Origin of the sequence: Bacillus sp. ISL-78 (assembly GCF_018613455.1) — a bacterium.
Lineage (GTDB): Bacteria > Bacillota > Bacilli > Bacillales > DSM-1321 > Peribacillus > Peribacillus frigoritolerans.
Genome location: NZ_JAGGQC010000022.1, coordinates 142687 through 163482, shown reverse-complemented (window position 1 = coordinate 163482; position 20796 = coordinate 142687). Strand labels below are relative to the sequence as shown.

The following is a 20796-nucleotide window of genomic DNA, read 5'->3' as shown; positions in this document are numbered from 1 at the left end:
ATTGGAAGCTGTCCCGCATATTTTTACTGCTGGGACAGCTTTTTTTCGTGGCATTGGCTGACCATAGGAATTAGGTCATGTTAGGATTCTCACCGATTTAACTTTATTGGCGATCAATCTGCCAAATGGACATCTACTATCGTCATGAGAGGACATCGGAACGTAAATATCTTGCTTAATTGGTTCATGCGAATCATTTTTCAGCTCTATCGCCAAATAAATCAAGCATTTGACATAAAAAAGGGAAAAAACTAGTTGATAAAATTTTACAGTGTGATAGTTTGGTATAGTACTGAATTTTTTAACCAATTATTGGAGGGAAAACCGTGAAATTTAAGAATGTGAGTCGAATTACGGCATGTGCATTAATTTTTGCACTGATTTTCAGCTTGATGGTTCCACTGAATTCTCAAGCAGCAGCTGCAGCACCCATTGAAAATGTAAAAACGATTAAAAATGGGGACACCTTGGACGGAAAGTTTGAAAAACCGGATGTTCAATGGTACCAAATCAGTCCCACAACAGAAGAAGTACAAAAGTTCTCCCATATTGAGTTCGAAGTCAATTCGGACAAAATCTTGAATATCTCCGTATATCAAGATAAAGAAAAAGCAGAAAAAGATCAGAGCAATTATATGGTCTCTTCTTATCCTGATGAAAAAGCTGTAGTCGATTTCCCATATGCATGGGAAGGCACATATTATGTTAAAGTTGAATATTTCGGCGATACGGATGATGAAGGAAATCCCATCCCGGATGCGGAAAATGTAGCTGAATACTCCATCAATGCGCATTCAGTAACATTGCCGCCATCTGCGGGGGACGAAGGGGAGGAGCTTGAATCTTGCCCGGTTGAAGTGAGTGTAAACGATAAGAAAACGGGAGAATCCATGTTGAATACACTCCGCGTGTTTAGAGATGAAGTTCTCATGAAGTCGTCTGAGGGACGCAGCCTGTCTTCTTTATACTATAAGGCTTCGCCATTCCTTGCCTATCATCTGGCTAGCAATAAAAAAGCGAGGGATGCCGCGTATAAATATTTAGTCGAGATTAAACCGCTTTTTGATGACATTAATGAAAACGGAGCAAGCAGCACCGAAGACATTGACAAAGATCAGCAAAAAGCGATTAAAGAATTATTCACTATGGCTGCAGATGCAGCACCGGCTGGATTGAAAAAGGATATGGACAGCCTGGCAAAGAAAATCGATCTTGATAATCTTTTAGGTGAGGATATCGTCGATATCGCAAGCAAAGCGGGAATTGAACTTCCAGCATCGAAGAATATAAAGAACAAATATATCGTCAAACTTAAACCTGGGAAATCATTAAGCACTGTCCTAAAAGGAAAAGGATATGGAACATTATCGGCACCTAAGCAACAAGAGGTTCTGTATGATGATATGTATGTTGTCGAGTTAAAGAACCAAGCTAAAATGAGCACAGCAGCTCTATCCGGTATCGAAAAACTTCCGGAAGTGGAATATATCGAACCGGTAAAAACGTACAAAGCACTTTCTGCCGACATTCAGTCACCGTATCAATGGTCTTTAGCTAACGCCGGCGGGGAAGAAGGCATAAAGGGAGCGGACATCGATAACGAAAAACTGCAGAACCTTATTAAGAAACGTAATTTAAAAGATACATTGGTAGCGGTCATCGACACAGGAGTCGATGATTCACTGGCAGATCTACAGGGTGTCGTTAAAATGGAGTCAGGTAAGAACTTCATCGATAAGAAAGAAAAGGCAATCGATGACAATGGCCATGGCACACATGTATCCGGAATCATCGCTGCCAAAGCGGATAATGGATATTCCATGCAAGGAATCAATCCAGCAGCTAAAATCATGCCTGTGAAGGTCTTGGACTCTTCAGGATATGGAGACAATGAGAAAATTGCACTAGGCATTAAATATGCCGTGGATCATGGTGCAAAGGTCATAAACCTTAGCTTGGGCGGAGAATATAGCAGGACAATTGAATATGCCTTGAAACATGCCGCTGCCAAGAATGTAATGGTTATCGTAGCAAGCGGTAATGATGGGATGGAAGGTCTTTCTTATCCTGCATCATCAAAATACGCCATATCCGTCGGTGCAACCAATGCCCTGGATTTAGTATCCGATTATTCCAATTATGGATCGAAGTTGGACATGGTCGCTCCGGGGACAGCCATCCCGAGCCTTGTGCCTAATGGGAATGTTACCTACATGGATGGTACATCAATGGCAGCTCCTCATGTTGCGGCAGCTACAGCCTTATTATTATCCGGAAACCCTGGGTTGAAAGTGAATGAAGTAAGGGAAATCCTTCATGAGACATCGGAATATGTCGCTTTTGAAGAAGAAGATAATATAGACCCGTATGAGGACTATGAACCGGAGGATGGAGAAATCATCATACCGGAAGAAGAACTTCCTGTTGGAAAAGATTTAGTCTCTGGATACGGAAGGTTGAATGCGTACAGTGCACTTAGTGCAGTGGATTTACAAGCTAGAGTCAATCTTGTGATGGATACGCAAACAAAACTAACTGGTTCAGCTAAAAAGGGTTCAGTGATCGAAGTGAAAAGCGGAAGCAAAACGCTCGGTAAAGGAACGGCGGCAGCTAACGGAATGTTCACCGTTACGATTCCGGTCCAAAAAGCTGAGCAGCAGCTTACTGTGAATATCTCTGATTCTTCCAAACTAGCAGTATCTTCAATCAAAGTATTCGTGAATAAGGGTGCAACCCCTAACAAGCCAACTGTCAAAGCTTTAAGTGACAAAGATACGTATGTTACGGGTCAATCGCAAGCGGACATGAAAATCACGATCAAAAATAGCGCGAAAAAAGTGATTGGTTCAGGTAACACGGACAGCAAAGGGAATTTCAAAGTGAAAATCAGCAAGCAAAAGGCTGGCAATAAACTTTCAGTCACAGCTACAGACTTAGCAAAACGTGAAAGCAAGGCGGCAACCGTGACTGTTCTCGATAAAACAGCTCCGGATGCACCGAAAGTGAATGAAGTAAGCGACAGCGCCACCAAAGTAACAGGTAAAGCGGAAATCGGTTCAACCGTTACCGTGAAGCACAGCAATAAAAACATCGGAACGGCAAAAGCTGATAGTAAGGGGAACTTCTCCATTAAGATCAGCAAGAAAAAAGCAGGCTCCGCATTATATGTCTCAGCAAAAGACAAAGCGGGCAATACAGGAAAAGCAGCAAAAGTAATCGTTAAAGATAAAACCGCTCCAGGAGCACCAAAGGTGAACGAAGTAAACGATAAAGCAACAAAAGTAACAGGTAAAGCGGAAATCGGTTCAACCGTTACCGTGAAGCACAGCAATAAAAACATCGGAACGGCAAAAGCTGATAGTAAGGGGAACTTCTCCATCAAAATCAGCAAGAAAAAAGCAGGCTCGGCATTATATGTCTCAGCAAAAGACAAAGCGGGCAATACAGGAAAAGCAGCAAAAGTAACCGTAAAGAAAGCTAAATAGCAACAAGGGGAGGCCGTTTAACTTACATGTTAAACGGCCTTTTTTATGAGAAGCCCTTGCCGGTGGAAAGTACTTCAAGGGGAGTTTGATGAGAAAAGTTTCAAATGTATTCAGGATATCGGTATTCCTGGTAGTGATTACACTACTTTTAGGAACAATCGCACGAATAAGGGTGATTTGGTATTGGAGAGAAATAATGAGGATAGTGAGTAATTTAAGGGGATTTAATACTAGTTTAATTGAGTGATAAGTTTGCCCAAATTCAAATTCCATGATGTTTCTTAATAATGATAATATTTATTTACTAACGAAATGATAAGGAATCAAGCGCAAAAGCGGATTCCTTATTTCAAATGTATATACCTAGGGCGGGATTTACGAGGGTCCATATATCCGCCGGTTATTTGATGCCCTAGAGAGCTAGCGATGACTGCTGCTGCAAAGAGGAGGATGATTTTCTTCAAATTAATGATCTTCTTTCCGTTTTTTTATTTTTAAAGATTACACCCAAATACCTCTTCCTTCAACCCCTTTTTAAAATTAGAAAAATTTACTTCATTAAAATCTTCCACCCTATAATTTGGACTTGCTCATCTATCGAATGAGCAAAATCACCCATTAGATGACACCCCTTTTTTGATTCTTAAACTGCCTCATTTATTTTTCCCGAAGTCATAAAGTTGAACGATCCCCCCTCTGCATTTGTCAGCTCATTTAGTGAATTCACTTCTCAGGAGATAGACTACATCGTATTCCTTCAACTCGTCCATATGGCCTCCCATATCACCATAAAAATCAGTGGAAAGTGAACGTATGCCTTCATTTCCGCTTGAGTAACATATACTCGCCAATGCCAGCTTGTTTGTGCTGTTTATTTTGAGTTTGCCAGTACTTCCCCATACGCTGGAATCCATTTCATCAATGGCTTCAGGATAAGTTAACGTATCCGTACCATCATCGTTTTGAATGCTGACGTTGAACATCGATCGTTTTTGATCACCATCCGTTTTCGATGTCGTAAAGATGATTGTCCCATTCTTTTCAATCCCCGTTGTCATGCGTCCCATTTCAGGTTCGACGAGTTTGCCAAATTCATATTTTTCGACCCAGACGGACATCTCCTTGTATGTATCATCAACATTGAAATCGATAAGAAAGGAATGTTCACTTGAATTCTCCAGGATGGCCTTTTCCCTTGCGGTCAGCTCAGGAACTGAAAGGTTATTCTCGGATTTTGAATCATCGGCCTTACAGGCAACTAAAGAAAATGAGAGCAGGGATAGGATGATGGATAAATAGATCTTTTTCATGATTTTCACCTCTTGAATGCTATTAACCTAATTAAATCCAATTCTTATATATTATAACATTATAGTGAAATCGGAACGCGGCAAAAAAGGCAAACAATCGGTATGCTTGCCTTTTTTATTTAGAAAGGTTGGGAAAGAGCCTTATTGGCAACATCGACGTCATTTTGAAGCAATTGGTTCAAATCGTAAGCAGGATAGAGGTTTCTTTCATAAAGGTAGTTGAATATCTTGGCGTGGGTATCAATGGCTCCGTTTAAATGTTTCGTAAATACTTTTCTAAGGGAAGGGGTGGCTGTTTCCGTAATCGCCAGTGCGTAATTTTTGATCGATGATTTGGCAAAGCCCAGCAAATCCCCGGCAGCGGCGGCCGATGCGTCATCCCTTGATGTATCTGCATCCCTGCCCGTTTTAGGCGTCAATGGGTAAAATTGCAGCAGCTCCATGATATTTTGGGTAAGGGTGTCGATCGTTTGCTTATAAATCGTTTTTAGAATGGGGTCTTTTATTTTTGGATAAGCTTTTTTAAATTTCATAAGGGCATTGGACTGGGCGGCGACCAACTCATGAAGCTCGAGTGTTTCATGCCAAGCAAGATGAGAATGGGTGGGTTGCATGTAAATTCCTCCTGAACGAATAATCTTGATACATTATTCGTTCGGTGGGCTATAGGTAAGTTGTCTAGTGAAATATTTATGGAAGATCGTCACATCTTCAATTTCCATTAACAGTTTTGAAGGCCATGTTTTATTGATATTGTTCGAGAACAGAGAAGAACTTTTTGGCAAATTGGTAAAAAAGTTTTTCTGATGGAGCCAAGTCCCTGTTTTTAGGAGTGATGATGCCGACCGTCCGTTTGACTTCGGGTGTATCGATCGGGATCTTGACAGTGAGTCTTGGAATGACTTCATAAAAGGTACTGTCAGGGAGCAGACTGACTCCGATTCCGGCAGAAACGAGCCCTTTTATGGAATCCATGTCTTCACCTTCCGAGGCGATGTTCGGTGTGAAACCGGCTGCTTTGCACGCTTCGAGAGCGATAGTGTGAAAGATATATCCTTTTGGAAACAAGACGAAGGGATCATTTCTTAAATCACTTAGGCGCACACTCTTCCTGTCAGCCAGTGGGTGAGTAATTGGCAATAATGCGGATATGTTTTCCGTGAACAGGATATGACCTTCGATATCTGGATCGTTTGTCGGTATCGGTCCAAGGAAGGCTAATCCAATTTCGCGATTTTTGACAGCTTCCTTTAAAGAGGAATAAGATCCCTGTCTTAAGTGGAAGCCGATATTCGGCTGCTCATCTTTAAAAGCGGAAATGACGGTAGGCAGTAAATGGGTGGAAAGGCTGGTCGGGAACCCAATTTTAATGCTTCCGTGTTCAGGGTCTAAAAACTCCTCAATTTGATATTTGGCATATTCAATCGCCTGTATCGCCGTTTTGGCATGGATCAAGAAAATTTTACCGATTGGGGTTAACTGGATATTCCGGCCGATTTTTTCGAATAAAAGTACGCCAAGCTCATCTTCTAGTCTGGAGATTTGCCGGCTGATTGCTGATTGCGCGATATGCAGGTGTTCTGCGGCTTCTGAGACGTGTTCCCTCTCGGCGACTTCAACAAAATAACGTAATTGTCGTAGTTCCATTTATTCATCCTCCTGCCATTCATCTCAAATTGAGATGGATTCTACTAGAATTATATATTGTTTATATCGATTTGAAAACCTAGAATAAATGTAAGTGACATAACGGTGTAAGAATACGATGGGGGCGATTAATATGACATACAATCAAATACCAAAAGCACAAGGGCTCTACCATCCTGAATTTGAACATGATGCATGTGGGATCGGTTTATACGCTCATTTAAAAGGGCTTGCTACACATGACATCGTCAAACAAGGACTGAATATGCTGTGCCAATTAGATCATCGCGGCGGACAAGGCAGCGATCCCCTTACAGGAGATGGCGCAGGATTAATGGTACAGATTCCTGATGAATATTTCAGGCTGGCATGCCCGGAAATGAATTTGCCGGCAAAAGGAAGCTATGGTGTAGGCATGCTCTTTTTCTCTAACAATGATGATGAACGGAATGAAATCGAAGCTCGTTTGAATGCATTAATCGAACAAGAGGGCCAAACGTTATTAGGCTGGAGGACGGTTCCTGTTGATGCAACGAAAATCGGGGAGGTCGGCAAGGAGACATGTCCGACGATCCGCCAAGTATTCATCGGGGCAAGCATAGAGATGACCGATGATTTAGCTTTTGAGCGTAAATTGTTCGTTATCAGAAAACAAGCTGAAAACTGGGCTCGGGAACGCGGCAATCGTTTTTATTTTGCCAGCCTTTCAAGTGCTACGATCGTATACAAAGGATTATTGACGCCAGAGCAGGTGGATGCTTTTTATCTTGACCTTCAACAGGAGTCTTTCGTTTCCGCTTTCGCTTTAGTGCATTCCCGCTTCAGCACGAATACTTTTCCTAGCTGGGAACGGGCACATCCAAACCGTTACCTGATCCATAATGGAGAAATCAATACGCTTAGAGGCAATGTGAATTGGATGAAGGCGCGTGAGCAGCAGTTTGTTTCGGAAGCATTCGGGGATGACCTGCAAAAGGTCCTGCCTATTCTGGATATAGACGGCAGTGATTCCTCGATTCTTGATAATGCACTTGAATTCTTCGTGCTTGCCGGGCGTAAACCGGCACATGCGGCGATGATGCTCATTCCTGAACCGTGGACGGAAAATCCGCATATGACGAAGGAAAAGAAAGCATTTTACGAATATCATAGCATGCTCATGGAGCCATGGGATGGACCGACGGCCATATCCTTTACGAATGGTAAGCAAATCGGTGCCATCCTTGATCGAAATGGTTTAAGGCCGGCAAGGTATTATGTAACAAAAGATGATTACATCATTTTCTCCTCTGAAGTCGGTGTGATCGATGTGGAGCCGGAGAATGTATTATATAAAGATCGTTTAAGCCCAGGCAGAATGCTTTTAATAGATTTAGAGGAAGGCCGTATTGTTTCCGATGAAGAGATCAAGTCGGAAATGGCACAGGAAAATCCATACCAGCAATGGCTGGACGAACAGCTTGTTCAATTAAGTGACGAAGAACCTGTGCTCGAAGGGGAGCCTTTGAGTGATTTATTATTCAGGCAAAAAGCGTTCGGATACACGTATGAAGATGTCCAAAAGTATTTACTGCCGGTCATTAACGAAGGCAAAGATCCACTGGGCAGCATGGGCAATGACATTCCGTTAGCGGTCTTATCAGATCGCCCGCAATCGCTTTTCAACTATTTCAAGCAATCTTTTGCACAGGTAACCAATCCGCCGATCGATTCGCTGCGTGAACAGATCGTCACGTCAACGATGACATTTCTCGGTGCGGAAGGAGATTTGCTGAAGCCGGATGAAACGAACAGCCGCCGCATTCAATTGGATTCACCTGTTTTGACGCCGGGTCAAATGCAGCAGTTGAAAGAAAATGCCTATCCTGAATTCAGGAGCAAAGTCATTCACACTTTATTTTCAGAAGATTTAGAGAGTGAACTCGATCGCATCTGCCTTGAAGCGGAACAAGCGATCGCTGATGGTATCACCCTTTTGATATTATCCGACAAGGATATGGGCAAAGAAAAAGCTGCGATTCCTTCCCTGCTGGCAGCGAGTGCCCTTCATCAAGAGCTGATCCGCCATGGTAACCGTACGAAGGTGAGCATTATCGTTGAATCGGGGGAAGCAAGGGAAGTCCATCATTATGCATCCCTAATCGGGTATGGAGTGGATGCGATTTACCCGTACCTTGCCTATGAAACATATAAGCAGGCGGTATTGGAGGGCAGTTTGGCCACCAGCTACGAAGAAACGGTAAGGAAATATGTAAGTTCTGTGACAGAAGGCATCGTAAAAGTGATGTCGAAAATGGGGATTTCAACGATTCAAAGTTATCGCGGCGCACAAATTTTCGAAGCGGTCGGAATCGGTGCTGATGTGATCGAACGCTATTTCAGCGGTACGGCATCGCAGCTTAGTGGGATCGATTTGGAAACGATCGCAGATGAAGCGTTGATGCGCCATAGGAAAGCCGCAGCCGATTACATTGATGAAACGCTTGAAAGCGGAAGTGACTTTCAATGGAGAAAAACAGGGGAACATCATGCTTTCAATCCTAAAACGATCCATACACTGCAATGGGCGTGCCGGAAAGGCGATTATAATTTATTTAAGCAATATTCAAACTTGGCGAATGAAGAGAGACTCGGGTTTTTACGGAATTTATTCTCGTTCGATCAAAAACGCCAAAGCATTTCAATAGATGAAGTGGAATCCGTGGAATCCATTGTCAGCCGATTCAAAACGGGTGCGATGTCATTCGGTTCATTGAGTCAGGAAGCACATGAAACATTAGCGATCGCTATGAACCGTTTAGGCGGAAAAAGCAATAGCGGTGAAGGCGGGGAGCACCCTAGCCGTTACGAACTGGATGAAAACGGCGATGATCGCCGCAGCGGCATTAAACAAATTGCATCCGGCCGTTTTGGAGTGAAAAGCCATTACCTTGTTAATGCCGATGAACTTCAAATCAAAATGGCGCAAGGTGCTAAGCCGGGTGAAGGCGGCCAGCTGCCTGGAAACAAAGTATATCCTTGGGTTGCAGAGGTCCGCGGTTCCACACCGGGTGTCGGCCTGATTTCACCGCCTCCGCATCACGATATCTATTCGATTGAAGATTTGGCACAGCTGATCCATGATTTGAAAAATGCGAACCGTGATGCCAGGATCAGCGTCAAGCTTGTGTCAAAAGCAGGCGTAGGCACGATCGCAGCCGGCGTGGCCAAAGGTGCCGCAGATGTCATCGTTATCAGCGGGTATGATGGCGGTACGGGTGCATCACCAAAAACGAGTATCAAACATACTGGTCTTCCTTGGGAGCTGGGTCTTGCCGAAGCACACCAAACATTGATGCTGAATGGCCTGCGCAGCCGTGTTGTCCTTGAAACGGATGGAAAGTTAATGACGGGACGCGATGTGGTCATGGCAGCTATCCTTGGAGCGGAAGAATTCGGCTTTGCTACAGCACCGCTTGTGGTCCTGGGATGTGTCATGATGCGTGCTTGCCATTTGGATACATGTCCTGTCGGGGTAGCTACCCAAAACCCTGAGCTTCGCAGCAAATTCACTGGAGATGCGGATCATGTTGTGAATTTCATGCGCTTCATCGCTGAGGAAGTCCGGGAAACGATGGCTGAGCTTGGCTTTAGAACACTGGAAGAAATGGTCGGCCGCACTGATGTTTTACAAGTGAGTGAGCGGGCGCAAAACCATTGGAAAGCGAAGCATCTGGACTTGACGACACTTCTATTCCAACCGGAGGGGATTCGTACGTATCAACTTCCCCAAAGCCATAAAATAGAAGAATCTTTGGATATCCGTGAGATTTTACCTGTTGTGGAGCCTGCTTTAAATGACCAAACCCAGGTGGATGTCAGCTTCCCGATTACCAATGTGAACCGTGTGGTCGGAACGATTGTCGGAAGTGAAGTATCCAAACGCTACGGTGAGGAAGGGTTGCCTGAAGATACGATCACACTTCGTTTTACGGGATCGGCGGGCCAGAGCTTCGGTGCGTTCATTCCAAAAGGGATGTCGATGTATTTGACTGGTGATGTGAATGACTATGTTGGGAAAGGATTATCTGGCGGGAAGATCATAGTCACGGCACCTTCTGGCAATCAGATCGAGGCCGGGGACAATGTAATTGCCGGAAATATCGCCTTATATGGTGCAACAAGCGGCGAGGCCTACATTAATGGGCGTGCAGGAGAACGATTTGCCGTACGGAACAGTGGAGTCAATGTCGTCGTTGAAGGAATTGGAGACCATGGCTGTGAGTATATGACAGGCGGACGCGTGGTCATTCTGGGCGACGTCGGCAAAAACTTTGCGGCAGGCATGTCAGGCGGCATCGCTTATGTGCTTGCTGATGATGCAGAAGAATTCAAGGCATTATGCAATGGTGAAATGATAGAATTCGAGACGCTTGATGATATGGATGATGCCAACGAGGTAAAAGAAATGCTTTACAGCCACCTTCATTATACAGAAAGTGCCAAAGCATCGTATGTACTGGAGAACTGGGAGGATTTCGCCAAGAAATTCGTAAAAGTCATTCCGAAAGATTACAAACGGATGATCAAAAGCATCAATGAGCAGAAGCGTGCAGGGCTAACGGATGAAGAAGCGATCATGAGTGCATTCCAAGCAAATGCCGTTCAAGATAAAAAAATCACTAAACAAGCTGTGATGCAGTAAGGAAGGGGAGAGAAAGATGGGAAAAGCAACAGGATTTATGGATTATCCGCGAGAAAAACCAAAAGACCGGAATCCTCTCACTCGTTTAAACGACTGGAGAGAGTATACAGCTCCTTTCTCTGATGAAAAGTTAAGTACACAGGGAGCGCGGTGTATGGACTGCGCCACCCCTTTCTGCCATATGGGCATGGAATTGAACCGAGTCACTACGGGCTGTCCGATTCATAATCTGATTCCGGAGTGGAATGATTTGGTGTACCGCGGCAGATGGAAAGAAGCATTGGACCGTTTATCTAAAACGAATAATTTCCCTGAATTCACCGGGCGCGTCTGCCCGGCCCCTTGTGAAGGGTCTTGTACAGTAGCGATAAGCGATCCTGCCGTTACCATCAAGAACATAGAACGGACGATCATCGATAAAGGATTTGAAAATGGCTGGATAACGCCTCGCATCCCTGAAAGCAGGACCGGCAAGAAAATTGCCATCATCGGTTCAGGACCGGCAGGATTGGCGAGTGCCGACCAGTTGAATCAAGCAGGTCATTCGGTCACGGTTTATGAGCGCTCAGACCGTGCAGGCGGGCTGTTGACATACGGAATCCCGAACATGAAACTTGAAAAGGATATCGTTGCACGCCGAATCAAATTATTGACCCAGGAAGGCATCGATTTCATTACCAATACAGAAGTAGGCAAAGATATAACAGCCGAAGAACTGCAAGATCAGTATGATGCTGTCATCCTTTGCACAGGTGCCCAAAAGCAGCGTGACCTGGTAATTGAAGGGCGCGGGGCATCAGGCATTCACCTTGCGATGGATTACTTGACGACATCGACTAAAAGCCTGTTGGACTCCAATTTTGAAGACAGCAAGTTTATAGACACAAAGGGGAAGGATGTCATCGTCATCGGCGGCGGGGATACAGGAGCTGACTGTGTCGCAACTGCCCTTCGCCAGGGATGTAAGAGCGTCGTACAATTCGGGAAGCATCCAATCCTTCCGACGGCCCGTACATCCGATAATATGTGGCCAGCCTACCCGAATGTCTTTTCCCTTGATTATGCGTATGAAGAAGCGGAAGCGAAATTCGGTGCAGATCCGCGTCAATATTCAATCCAAACAAAAAAAATCGTCGCCGATGAAAATGGAAACGTTAAAGAACTGCACACAATCTCCATGGAAAAAATCAAAGGCGATGACGGAATGTACATTTTCAGAGAAGTTCCAGGAACTGAAAAAGTATGGCCTGCACAATTCGTTTTCATCGCAATCGGATTTGAAGGAACGGAAATGCCGCTATTAACTCAATTTGGCGTAGAAACAGTCAATCAAAAAATTGATGCCGTCCATGGCGAATACAGAACGAATGTCGAAGGGGTTTTCGCTGCCGGAGATGCAAGAAGAGGGCAAAGCCTCATCGTTTGGGCAATCAATGAAGGCCGAGAAGTGGCAAGAGAAGTGGACCGCTACTTGATGGGCGCAACCGTATTGCCTTAAATTTAAAAAAGAAGTGCCATTATGGCGCTTCTTTTTTTCTGTGGTGGGAATATGTATTCACGAGTAAAACGTCGAAACTCACGAGTAAATGCCCGAAACTCACGAGTAAAGCGCCGAAACTCACGAGTAAAAGCGCCGAATTCACGAGTAAAACGCCGAATCACGAGTAAGAGTGCCGAATTCACGAGTAAAACGTCGAATCACGAGTAAAAGCGCCGAATTCACGAGTAAAGCGCTGAAACTCACGAGTAAAACGCCGAAACTCACGAGTAAAACGCCGAATCACGAGTAAGAGCGCCGAATTCGCGAGTAAGACGCTGAAACACATGAGTAAAAGCGCCGAATTCACGAGTAAAGCGCCGAAACTCACGAGTAAAAGCGCCGAATTCACGAGTAAAACGTCGAAACTCACGAGTAAAACGCCGAAACTCACGAGTAAATGCCCGAAATTCACGAGTAAAGCGCCGAAACTTACGAGTGAAACGCCGAAACTCACCTCACGTATAAAGATACCGTATTGATGGTATACAAATTAGGCGAGCAGTATAAATACTGTTCGCCTAATTTACTTTCAGTCAGCTTCTATAGTCAGCTTCTTGAAGAACGCCAAGTGATGTGTGATTCAGTGCATGGACAGCTGCTATTATTTTCTCTGTCTCTACTTCATCTCCTATGGCTTTATGCAATTTTTCTATTAGCTGGGGTTTTGTTAATGGGTTCCCAGGACTTCCTTTAGGTGTATCGATTCGTTTCGATAGTACGTCCCCACTCGTTGTGGTCACGGTCACAATTGTGAATCTTCCCACTGGGAGTGCTGCTTTGGAAGGCTTGATCGTTGCATCCGTCTCCCTATTTACTTTTTGCAAGGATTTTCTACATGAATGGGGAAGCGGTTTCGATTCAAAAGAAGCAAAGGTCAGGGGCTTGCCTGTAAGCGCGAGCCATACAATATACTCAATAGAAAATCTTCCTTCTTCACCGGTTGAAGGGCTATGGTGAATCAAAGCGGAATCACCATTTGGAGGAAAGCAAACACTCACCGATTCAATATCTTCTTCCGACAAATCGTACGTCTTTTGTAAAAAGACAGCTGCATCAGCGCCATGTGCCGCAGCAGAACAAAAAGGGTACTGTTTAAACCATAATCCTGGTGTTACGATCCGCCATGTCTTTCCCCAATTTTTCGTCAAATCGGGAACTCCATTTTCTGCATATACCTCAAAGAATCCATTCTTATCATTCAAAAAGTCGGGGTTGCTATGTAATCCCATCCGAATCCAATCAGCGGAATCCACAGCGTTTTTAGCAGCAATCCCTACATGGAGCGGCTTTATTACAGTGCCAAATTGGAGTCGTAAACCCGCCGATTGGGTAGCTGCAAGACTCATGGTTTCAGCTATTAAGCGTGGTGAGTATTCCCGTAAATACGCAACCGCACCAGCTGCAGCTATTACGCCAAGTGTAGCTGTATTATGCCAGCCTTTTGTATAATGATATGGGTTCATAGCTTCCCCGAACCGAGCCATGATTTCCACACCAACCACATAGGCGGCTAAAAAACGTTTTCCTGTCATTTCAGGTTCTCCAACTGCTAACAAAGCAGATAAAATGACTGCGCTTGGATGACCTCGTACGTCTGAATGTACATCATCATAATCTAGTAAATGAGCTTGAAAGCCATTGAAGAGTGCGGCCTGGGATCTTGTTGCATGTATGTGGCTTCCAATCAAGTAACTCGTCCCATTTCCGCCTTCTTCCAAAATGATTTGCTTTAAAATCTTAATTTCCTTTTCGGATTTCGTTTGATAGGAAACAGCAAGATAATCAAGAAGTCCATCAATTGCAGCTTGTAATACTCCTTCATTTACCAACGGATTGGAATGATAAATCATTTCAGATAACCTTTCCGTGTTCATGCACTTCACTTCCTTTTTTGCCTGGCAGATCCTTCCGTTTCATCTCCCATCTGCCGTAAAAAACGCTGAGTTCGCGGATTAAGAGAATGCTCAATTACTTGTTCCGGGGTGCCTTGTTCGATAATATGTCCGTCCGCCATGAATATGACATGGTCAGCAACTTCCTTTGCAAATTGCATTTCGTGCGTCACGATCACCATTGTGGTATCCTCTTTCGCTAACTCCCGTATGACTTGTAAAACCTCATTAACCAATTCGGGATCTAGAGCGGAGGTAGGTTCATCAAATAAAATGGCATGTGGTTTCACAGCTAATGCTCTAGCGATGCTGACACGCTGCTGTTGCCCGCCGGATAAGGTAGCGGGGTATTGTTGGGCTTGCTTTTCCAAGCCAACCCGTTTCAATAAATCAACGCCGATTTGAATGGCTTCCTCTTTTTTCATCTTTTTGCTGACAAGCAATGCTTCAATCACGTTTTTTAAGGCCGTTTTATTTTTAAAAAGGTTATAGTGTTGGAATACCATCGCTGTTTGCTGTCTTAATTGATAGGCGTCTTTCTCTTTATATTTTTGGGTATCCAATTTTACATCCTTGATTTCGATGGTGCCGCTGTTGGGTTTTTCCAACAAGTTCAGACAGCGTAATAACGTTGATTTTCCAGAACCTGAAGGGCCAATAATGGCAACAACTTCCCCGGTTCTTATATCCAAGTTAATATCGTTCAATACTTGTTTATCATCAAAATGTTTAGATAAGTTTCTTACTTTTATCATATGATCACCTTCTAAGTGGTTTGCTGAGCCAAATCTCCAGGTATTTTTGTATCCAAGAATAAAGAATAACCAATAGCCAGTAAATCAGGCCAACCACCAAATACGTCTCGAAAAAGCGCATGTTAGCGGATGCAATAATTTTTCCCTCTGCAAATAATTCCGTAATTCCTAATGTAAAGGCAAGGGACGTTTCTTTAATCAAAGATATAAATGTATTCCCTGTTGCAGGCAATGCATTTAAAGCAGCTTGTGGTAATATGATTCGCGAGTAAATCTGCACTCTTTTCATGCCAGTTGCAAGGCCAGCTTCCATCTGCCCTTTGTCCACGGAATTCAATCCAGCTCGGAAAATTTCTGCTAAATAAGAGGATTCCTTCAAACTAAATCCAATGATTGCCGCCGTCATTGCTTCCATCGTTGATAACGACGGGAATAACTGTGGTAAACCGTAATAAATGATGAATAATTGTACCAATGTTGGCATTCCACGGAATAAAGAGATATATAAGCCTGCCAAATGGGTGATTCCAAAAAAATTGCTATTTCTTATCAAGGCTACTACAAGTCCGATAATAATGGCTAAAGCCATCGAAATGATGGCTAAAACCAGAGTGATTGGAATAAATTTTGCGATTTGCAGGGAAATTTCCAACATATATTGTAAATCAAAATTCATAATGCTTTAAAACCTCCGCTATGCTTATTCGCCGGAATTCGTGGTGATGTCTTCACCAAAATATTTATTGGACAGCTTCGCTAATGTACCATCTTCTTTAAGTTTTTTGATTTCTGTCGTGAATTCATCATTTAATTTTTTGCCTTTTTCTGTTTTGGTAAATGGATACCCTACATTTTCATAGGCCACTGGATCGCCAACCAGTTTTAGCGGAAGATCATTTTTCTTTATCTCGGCAACCAGGATTGGGCGGGAATTGATATATCCATCCACACGGTTGTTAATGGCATCTTGCATCGCACCATCCCGGGTTTCATAGGTTCGTATTTTGATATCGCCTTTTTTATCATATTTTTCTAGGTTTGTGACGTTATTAGACCCCAGCACACCGGAAACGGTTTTGCCTTTAAGATCAGCCAAACCTTTAATATCATCGTTTTTTGTGCTTGATACAATTTGTGCACCATAATAACTATACGGCTCTGTAAAATTAAATTGCTCTTCGCGTTCCGGTGTTATAGCAACGGCATTCGCAACGGTGTCCAGTTTACCTGATCCCAATTGCCCCATTATCCCGCTGAAATCAGAAGTGACCCACTCTACCTTGTATCCTAAATTCTTGGCGATGAGTTCCGTAAGTTCTACGTCAAAACCTATTAATTTACCATCCTCTTGATAACCATTTGGATAGCTTTGGCCAGTGGACCCCACTTTAATTGTTTTTTGTTCGGAATCATTGGCCGCATTCTCTTGTTTTGAATTGCCACATGCTGCAAGTACTAATATGAAAACTATAGCGAGTCCAAGGGAAAGAGTTTTTTTCATCGTTATTTACCTCCTGTTATTAAATGGTTTGATTATGTTTTTCAGTCCAAGCTTGATATTGTCCAGGCTGCAAGATTTTCCTCAAATAAATGGTGAGATGTCCTTTGCCTAAATCTTTTTGCCCGATCTCTTCAAATCCACTTTTTTCGTACATTTCCTTTAGCCATGGATGATTATCCGCGGTTCCGAGCGTAACCGCGGGCGCTCGCAGTTGCTTCTTCAAAATTTCTTCTTCAAGCCATGACAGCACTTTTTTTCCTATACCTTGACGCTTATATGCAGGGTTTGTAGCGAACCAGCCTATGTGTGGCAATACGAGCGGGCCAGGATTAGGGCCCCAAGGCAACCGAATCGAAACGGTCGAAATAAATGTCCCATTTTCCTCCAGAACATATACCTTATTTTCTGATATATGCTTAATCGCTTCCTCCCGCGTGGCGGTTGCCGCAGAGAAGTGAATATCCAACTCTCTTATACTCGCATAAGCATCCAATGTTAATTGGAGAAATTTATCCACATCTTCTACACGTACTTCACGAAATATTTGACTCATCTTGCGCCTCCTATACTCTATCTAGTTCTTCGGGTGGGTGATTCTGTCTTTGAGATCAGCCAGGTGTAAGGTGTTTAAAGCTTATGGGAATATTGGTTGGCCGGTTTATCCAGGCCAAGATTCCCTCGTAATGTGTTACTTTCATATTCAGTACGGAAAATTCCTTTCGATTGCAGTTCAGGGACAACAAGTTCTACAAAATCCGTTAAAGAATCAGGCAAGAGAGCTGGCATGATATTAAAGCCGTCAGCCGCATTTCCATTCACCCAATCTTCAATCTTATCCGCAATCTGCGTTGGTGTTCCAATTGCGATATGATGTCCACGTGATCCTGCAACCCACTGATATGTCTGACGTAACGTCAAATTTTCATTGATTGCCCGTTTAACGATCAAATCATATTTACTTTGGATGCCATCTACATGTTCTGGTAGCGAAATATCGGCAAACGGTGTATCCAAAGGGATGTTCGAAAAATCCACATTTCCAAAATATCTTCCCATAACAGCCAATCCTATTTCGGGAATGATTAGCTCCTGCAATGCCTCGTACTTTTCTTGGGCTTCCTTCTCGGTCTGTCCCACAATCGGGAACAAACCTGGCATGATGCTCAAGCTGCTTTTCACCCGGTTAAAAGCGGCCAATTGACCTTTTAACTCTTGGTAAAATGAAACCGCGTCCTCCTTGTTCTCCTGGGCCGTAAAGACAATCTCTGCGTGCTTTGCTGCAAGCAATTGCCCAGGGCCAGAAGAGCCTGCTTGTACAATGACCGGATGCCCCTGAGGGGAGCGGGAAATATTTAATGGTCCTTTTACATTGAAAAACTCACCTTGATGATTGATTTCATGAAACTTGCTTTCATCAATGAATTGGCCTGTTTCTTTATCGATTACCAATGTATCGTCTTCCCATGAGTCCCACAATTTCTTGGTAACTTCAACAAATTCAGTCGCCCTTTTATAACGGAGACCATGCTCTAAATGTTCTGATTTATTGAAGTTTACTGCAGTGGAGGCAAGGGAAGTCGTGACTACGTTCCAGCCAGCGCGGCCGGAGGTAATATGGTCTAAAGAAGCAAATTTCCTAGCAACATTAAAGGGTTCTTCATAAGTGGTGGAGGCCGTTGAAACCAAACCTATATTGGAAGTCGCCGAAGCTAGATAAGATAACAAGGTCAATGGCTCGAATCGAGTCAGAATATTAGGATGCGAGTCCTTTGCAACTGACAAACTATCTGCCAAAAATAATAAATCAAATAAACCTTTTTCGGCAGTCTGGGCCAACCCTTTATAATAATCGATGTTCATATTATCTTTCGGATTGGCGTTAGGATGTCTCCAGGATGCAACGTGATGTCCTGTTCCAGCCAAAAATACACCAAGCTTTACTGTTTTCTTTTTCATGTGTCAATTGCTCCTTTATGTCTTCACTTTTAAACGCAGGGGATTTATAATGTAAATATCCTTACTGGTTTACTGTGAATTAATGCTGAAATAAAACCCGCTTCCAGTTTAGAAGAGGGGTTCCTTCGGGCTATATATTAGAAATTGAATGCTTTTTTGGATTGATACGTTAATATAATATAGAAATTAAATCAAATGGTAGCATCTTATATAATAAATTGTCAATGTTAAATATTCGGAATATACGGACTTATCATCTCAGGAAAACATTGTTATGATGCTTACGACTCGACCTAAATTAGAACTCGTTCTTTACATGTTTATCAAATAGCCAATTTGATAGCTGCTTCACTTGATATTCCTTGGCTATTAGCTTCGTTCTTTACTATTCGGATTTTTAAGGAGATGGACAACCGTTGACCATGAGCAATGTAGAATTGGAAAATTATTTATTGGAATTCAGACGAGATCTTCATATGACACCTGAATTATCAAACCAAGAATTTGAAACGACTAAAAAAATTAAAGAAGCGCTTCAATCACAAGATATCAAGATACTTGATTTTCCATTGAAAACTGGTGTCGTAGCTGAGATAAAAGGGAGTAAGCCGGGACCTACGATAGCACTTCGCTCCGATATTGATGCTTTACCAATTTTAGAGCAATCTGAGGTGGATTTTCCTTCAAGGCACATCGGCGTGATGCATGCATGTGGTCATGATTTTCATACTTCCGTCATTTTGGGGACTGCTTTTTTATTAAAAAAAGAAGAAAGAGATCTTTCCGGAACGATTCGCTTGATTTTTCAACCTGCGGAGGAAACGGGGCATGGTGCAAGTGCTTTAATGGAAAGCGGTGTGCTGGATGATGTGGATGTGATTTTTGGCCTTCATAATGATCCGACATTGCAAGTTGGGGAGTTAGGGACAAAACATGGCGCTCTGACAGCGGGAGTCGATCGTTTTGAAGTGCATGTTAAAGCAACTGGCTCACACGCGGCCAAACCGGAAGAGGGTAATGATCCGATTATCATAACAGGACATATTATCTCAACGTTGCAAACCATCATCAGCCGCAATGTGGCGCCAAAAGAGTCCGCGGTTTTGAGCATCACCCAAATTCATAGCGGCTCAACGTGGAATGTTATCCCGGATAGTGCATATATGGAAGGAACCGTTCGCACCTTCAGTAAAACTCAACGAGAGTTCATTCAGAAACGTATGAAACGGGTCCTGCACGGTATTAGTGAAACATTCAATGCAAATGTTGAATTATCATGGCATCCTGGCCCGCCATCAGTTGATAATACGCCTGAATGGGCAGATTTGGCGCTTCAGGTTGGAGACACAGCAGGTTACACGACAAAAACCTTGGAAGCTAGTTCAATAGGAGAAGACTTCGCTTTTTACCAAGAAAAAATACCAGGTGCTTTCGTAATGATAGGGTCGGGCGGTCCTTATGACCTGCATCATCCTAAGTTTATAGTAGATGAAAAAGCACTTTTTCCAGCTGCTTCTTATTTCCGCTTATTGGCTTTAGAAGCTTTAAAAAAAATCCCTGAATGAAATATTAGAAGAGAAGGAGGTCCAGTCATCAAAACTTATCCATTGATTGAGTCGGACCGTGATTTAATAGAAGCTGCAAGTGCAAAAATTAGAGATCTTTACGAGGAAAATAGGCATCATGTTGGCGCTGCATTAAAAACGAGTTCAGGAAAAACCGTTGCTGCGGTACATATTGAAGCATATATTGGCCGGGTTACTGTATGTGCAGAAGCCATTGCGATAGGCAAGGCGATATGGACGGGGAAAAGGGATTCGATACCATCGTGGCGCATCCCTTTTCCGATGATGAAGAAAGAGCTTTAAAAGTGGTTAGCCCGTGTGGGATGTGTCGGGAATTAATCTCGGATTATGCAAAAGAGTGCTTTGTCATCCTGAATATTAATGGGGAAACGGTAAAGACGAAGATCGGTGAATTACTGCCGTATAAATACACGAGGGATTCATGATAAATGCAACGGAAA

The 20796-nt window shown here is 43.3% G+C and carries 13 protein-coding genes and 1 pseudogene; 5 read left to right on the top strand and 9 right to left on the bottom strand.

What is annotated here, in order from left to right; translation table 11 throughout:
- Positions 1-326: 326 nt before the first annotated feature.
- The gene (locus tag J7I96_RS20080) at positions 327-3485 is read left to right on the top strand and encodes an Ig-like domain-containing protein (protein WP_215048107.1); all 3159 of its coding nucleotides are present in this window, start codon (positions 327-329) and stop codon (positions 3483-3485) included.
- Positions 3486-4195: 710 nt separating this feature from the next.
- Here the strand turns inward: J7I96_RS20080 and J7I96_RS20075 are convergent.
- The 3 genes from J7I96_RS20075 to gltC form a co-directional block, all read right to left on the bottom strand.
- Positions 4196-4795, bottom strand: a complete 600-nt coding sequence (locus tag J7I96_RS20075) for a hypothetical protein (RefSeq protein WP_214925234.1) — start codon at positions 4793-4795, stop codon at positions 4196-4198.
- A gap of 119 nt (positions 4796-4914) precedes the next feature.
- Entirely contained in the window at positions 4915-5409 is a 495-nt protein-coding gene (locus tag J7I96_RS20070; RefSeq protein ID WP_214925232.1) for a spore coat protein, read from the bottom strand.
- A 130-nt stretch (positions 5410-5539) separates the two neighbouring features.
- Positions 5540-6442 (bottom strand): glutamate biosynthesis transcriptional regulator GltC, encoded by a 903-nt coding sequence (gene gltC, locus J7I96_RS20065; protein WP_063589861.1) that lies wholly within the window; start codon positions 6440-6442, stop codon positions 5540-5542.
- A gap of 133 nt (positions 6443-6575) precedes the next feature.
- Here gltC and gltB point away from each other — a divergent pair, with 133 nt between their 5' ends.
- Both gltB and J7I96_RS20055 read left to right on the top strand, forming a co-directional pair.
- The gene (gene gltB / locus J7I96_RS20060; protein WP_214925229.1) at positions 6576-11126 is read left to right on the top strand and encodes a glutamate synthase large subunit; all 4551 of its coding nucleotides are present in this window, start codon (positions 6576-6578) and stop codon (positions 11124-11126) included.
- A 16-nt stretch (positions 11127-11142) separates the two neighbouring features.
- Positions 11143-12624, top strand: coding sequence for a glutamate synthase subunit beta (locus J7I96_RS20055; RefSeq protein ID WP_214925227.1), 1482 nt, complete (start codon positions 11143-11145; stop codon positions 12622-12624).
- 575 nt (positions 12625-13199) lie between these two features.
- Here the strand turns inward: J7I96_RS20055 and J7I96_RS20050 are convergent.
- From J7I96_RS20050 to J7I96_RS20025, 6 genes are all read right to left on the bottom strand, one after another.
- Positions 13200-14540, bottom strand: a complete 1341-nt coding sequence (locus J7I96_RS20050; RefSeq protein WP_214925225.1) for an MmgE/PrpD family protein — start codon at positions 14538-14540, stop codon at positions 13200-13202.
- A gap of 5 nt (positions 14541-14545) precedes the next feature.
- A complete protein-coding gene (locus J7I96_RS20045; protein ID WP_214925222.1) occupies positions 14546-15313 on the bottom strand; it encodes an amino acid ABC transporter ATP-binding protein in 768 nt (255 codons plus the stop codon).
- Positions 15314-15317: 4 nt separating this feature from the next.
- Positions 15318-15989, bottom strand: coding sequence for an amino acid ABC transporter permease (locus J7I96_RS20040; RefSeq protein WP_214925219.1), 672 nt, complete (start codon positions 15987-15989; stop codon positions 15318-15320).
- Between the two features lie 24 nt (positions 15990-16013).
- On the bottom strand, positions 16014-16814 hold the full coding sequence (locus J7I96_RS20035) for an amino acid ABC transporter substrate-binding protein (protein WP_214925217.1): 801 nt from the start codon (positions 16812-16814) through the stop codon (positions 16014-16016).
- A 19-nt stretch (positions 16815-16833) separates the two neighbouring features.
- The gene (locus J7I96_RS20030; protein WP_141994566.1) at positions 16834-17367 is read right to left on the bottom strand and encodes a GNAT family N-acetyltransferase; all 534 of its coding nucleotides are present in this window, start codon (positions 17365-17367) and stop codon (positions 16834-16836) included.
- Positions 17368-17441: 74 nt separating this feature from the next.
- On the bottom strand, positions 17442-18770 hold the full coding sequence (locus J7I96_RS20025) for an LLM class flavin-dependent oxidoreductase (RefSeq protein WP_214807239.1): 1329 nt from the start codon (positions 18768-18770) through the stop codon (positions 17442-17444).
- A gap of 422 nt (positions 18771-19192) precedes the next feature.
- Here J7I96_RS20025 and J7I96_RS20020 point away from each other — a divergent pair, with 422 nt between their 5' ends.
- Positions 19193-20335: an amidohydrolase gene (locus J7I96_RS20020; protein WP_214925312.1), complete on the top strand. Its 1143-nt coding sequence runs from the start codon at positions 19193-19195 to the stop codon at positions 20333-20335.
- A 27-nt stretch (positions 20336-20362) separates the two neighbouring features.
- Positions 20363-20781, top strand: a pseudogene (locus tag J7I96_RS20015) (cytidine deaminase).
- The last annotated feature ends 15 nt before the right edge of the window (positions 20782-20796 follow it).

Excerpts from the sequence above, each read along its gene's own strand:
- J7I96_RS20075 (WP_214925234.1), bottom strand. The coding sequence starts at position 4,795 with ATGAAAAAGATCTATTTATCCATCATCCTATCCCTGCTCTCATTTTCT.
- J7I96_RS20070 (WP_214925232.1), bottom strand. The coding sequence starts at position 5,409 with ATGCAACCCACCCATTCTCATCTTGCTTGGCATGAAACACTCGAGCTT.
- gltC (WP_063589861.1), bottom strand. The coding sequence starts at position 6,442 with ATGGAACTACGACAATTACGTTATTTTGTTGAAGTCGCCGAGAGGGAA.
- gltB (WP_214925229.1), top strand. The coding sequence starts at position 6,576 with ATGACATACAATCAAATACCAAAAGCACAAGGGCTCTACCATCCTGAA.
- J7I96_RS20055 (WP_214925227.1), top strand. The coding sequence starts at position 11,143 with ATGGGAAAAGCAACAGGATTTATGGATTATCCGCGAGAAAAACCAAAA.
- J7I96_RS20050 (WP_214925225.1), bottom strand. The coding sequence starts at position 14,540 with ATGAACACGGAAAGGTTATCTGAAATGATTTATCATTCCAATCCGTTG.
- J7I96_RS20045 (WP_214925222.1), bottom strand. The coding sequence starts at position 15,313 with ATGATAAAAGTAAGAAACTTATCTAAACATTTTGATGATAAACAAGTA.
- J7I96_RS20040 (WP_214925219.1), bottom strand. The coding sequence starts at position 15,989 with ATGAATTTTGATTTACAATATATGTTGGAAATTTCCCTGCAAATCGCA.
- J7I96_RS20035 (WP_214925217.1), bottom strand. The coding sequence starts at position 16,814 with ATGAAAAAAACTCTTTCCCTTGGACTCGCTATAGTTTTCATATTAGTA.
- J7I96_RS20030 (WP_141994566.1), bottom strand. The coding sequence starts at position 17,367 with ATGAGTCAAATATTTCGTGAAGTACGTGTAGAAGATGTGGATAAATTT.
- J7I96_RS20025 (WP_214807239.1), bottom strand. The coding sequence starts at position 18,770 with ATGAAAAAGAAAACAGTAAAGCTTGGTGTATTTTTGGCTGGAACAGGA.
- J7I96_RS20020 (WP_214925312.1), top strand. The coding sequence starts at position 19,193 with ATGAGCAATGTAGAATTGGAAAATTATTTATTGGAATTCAGACGAGAT.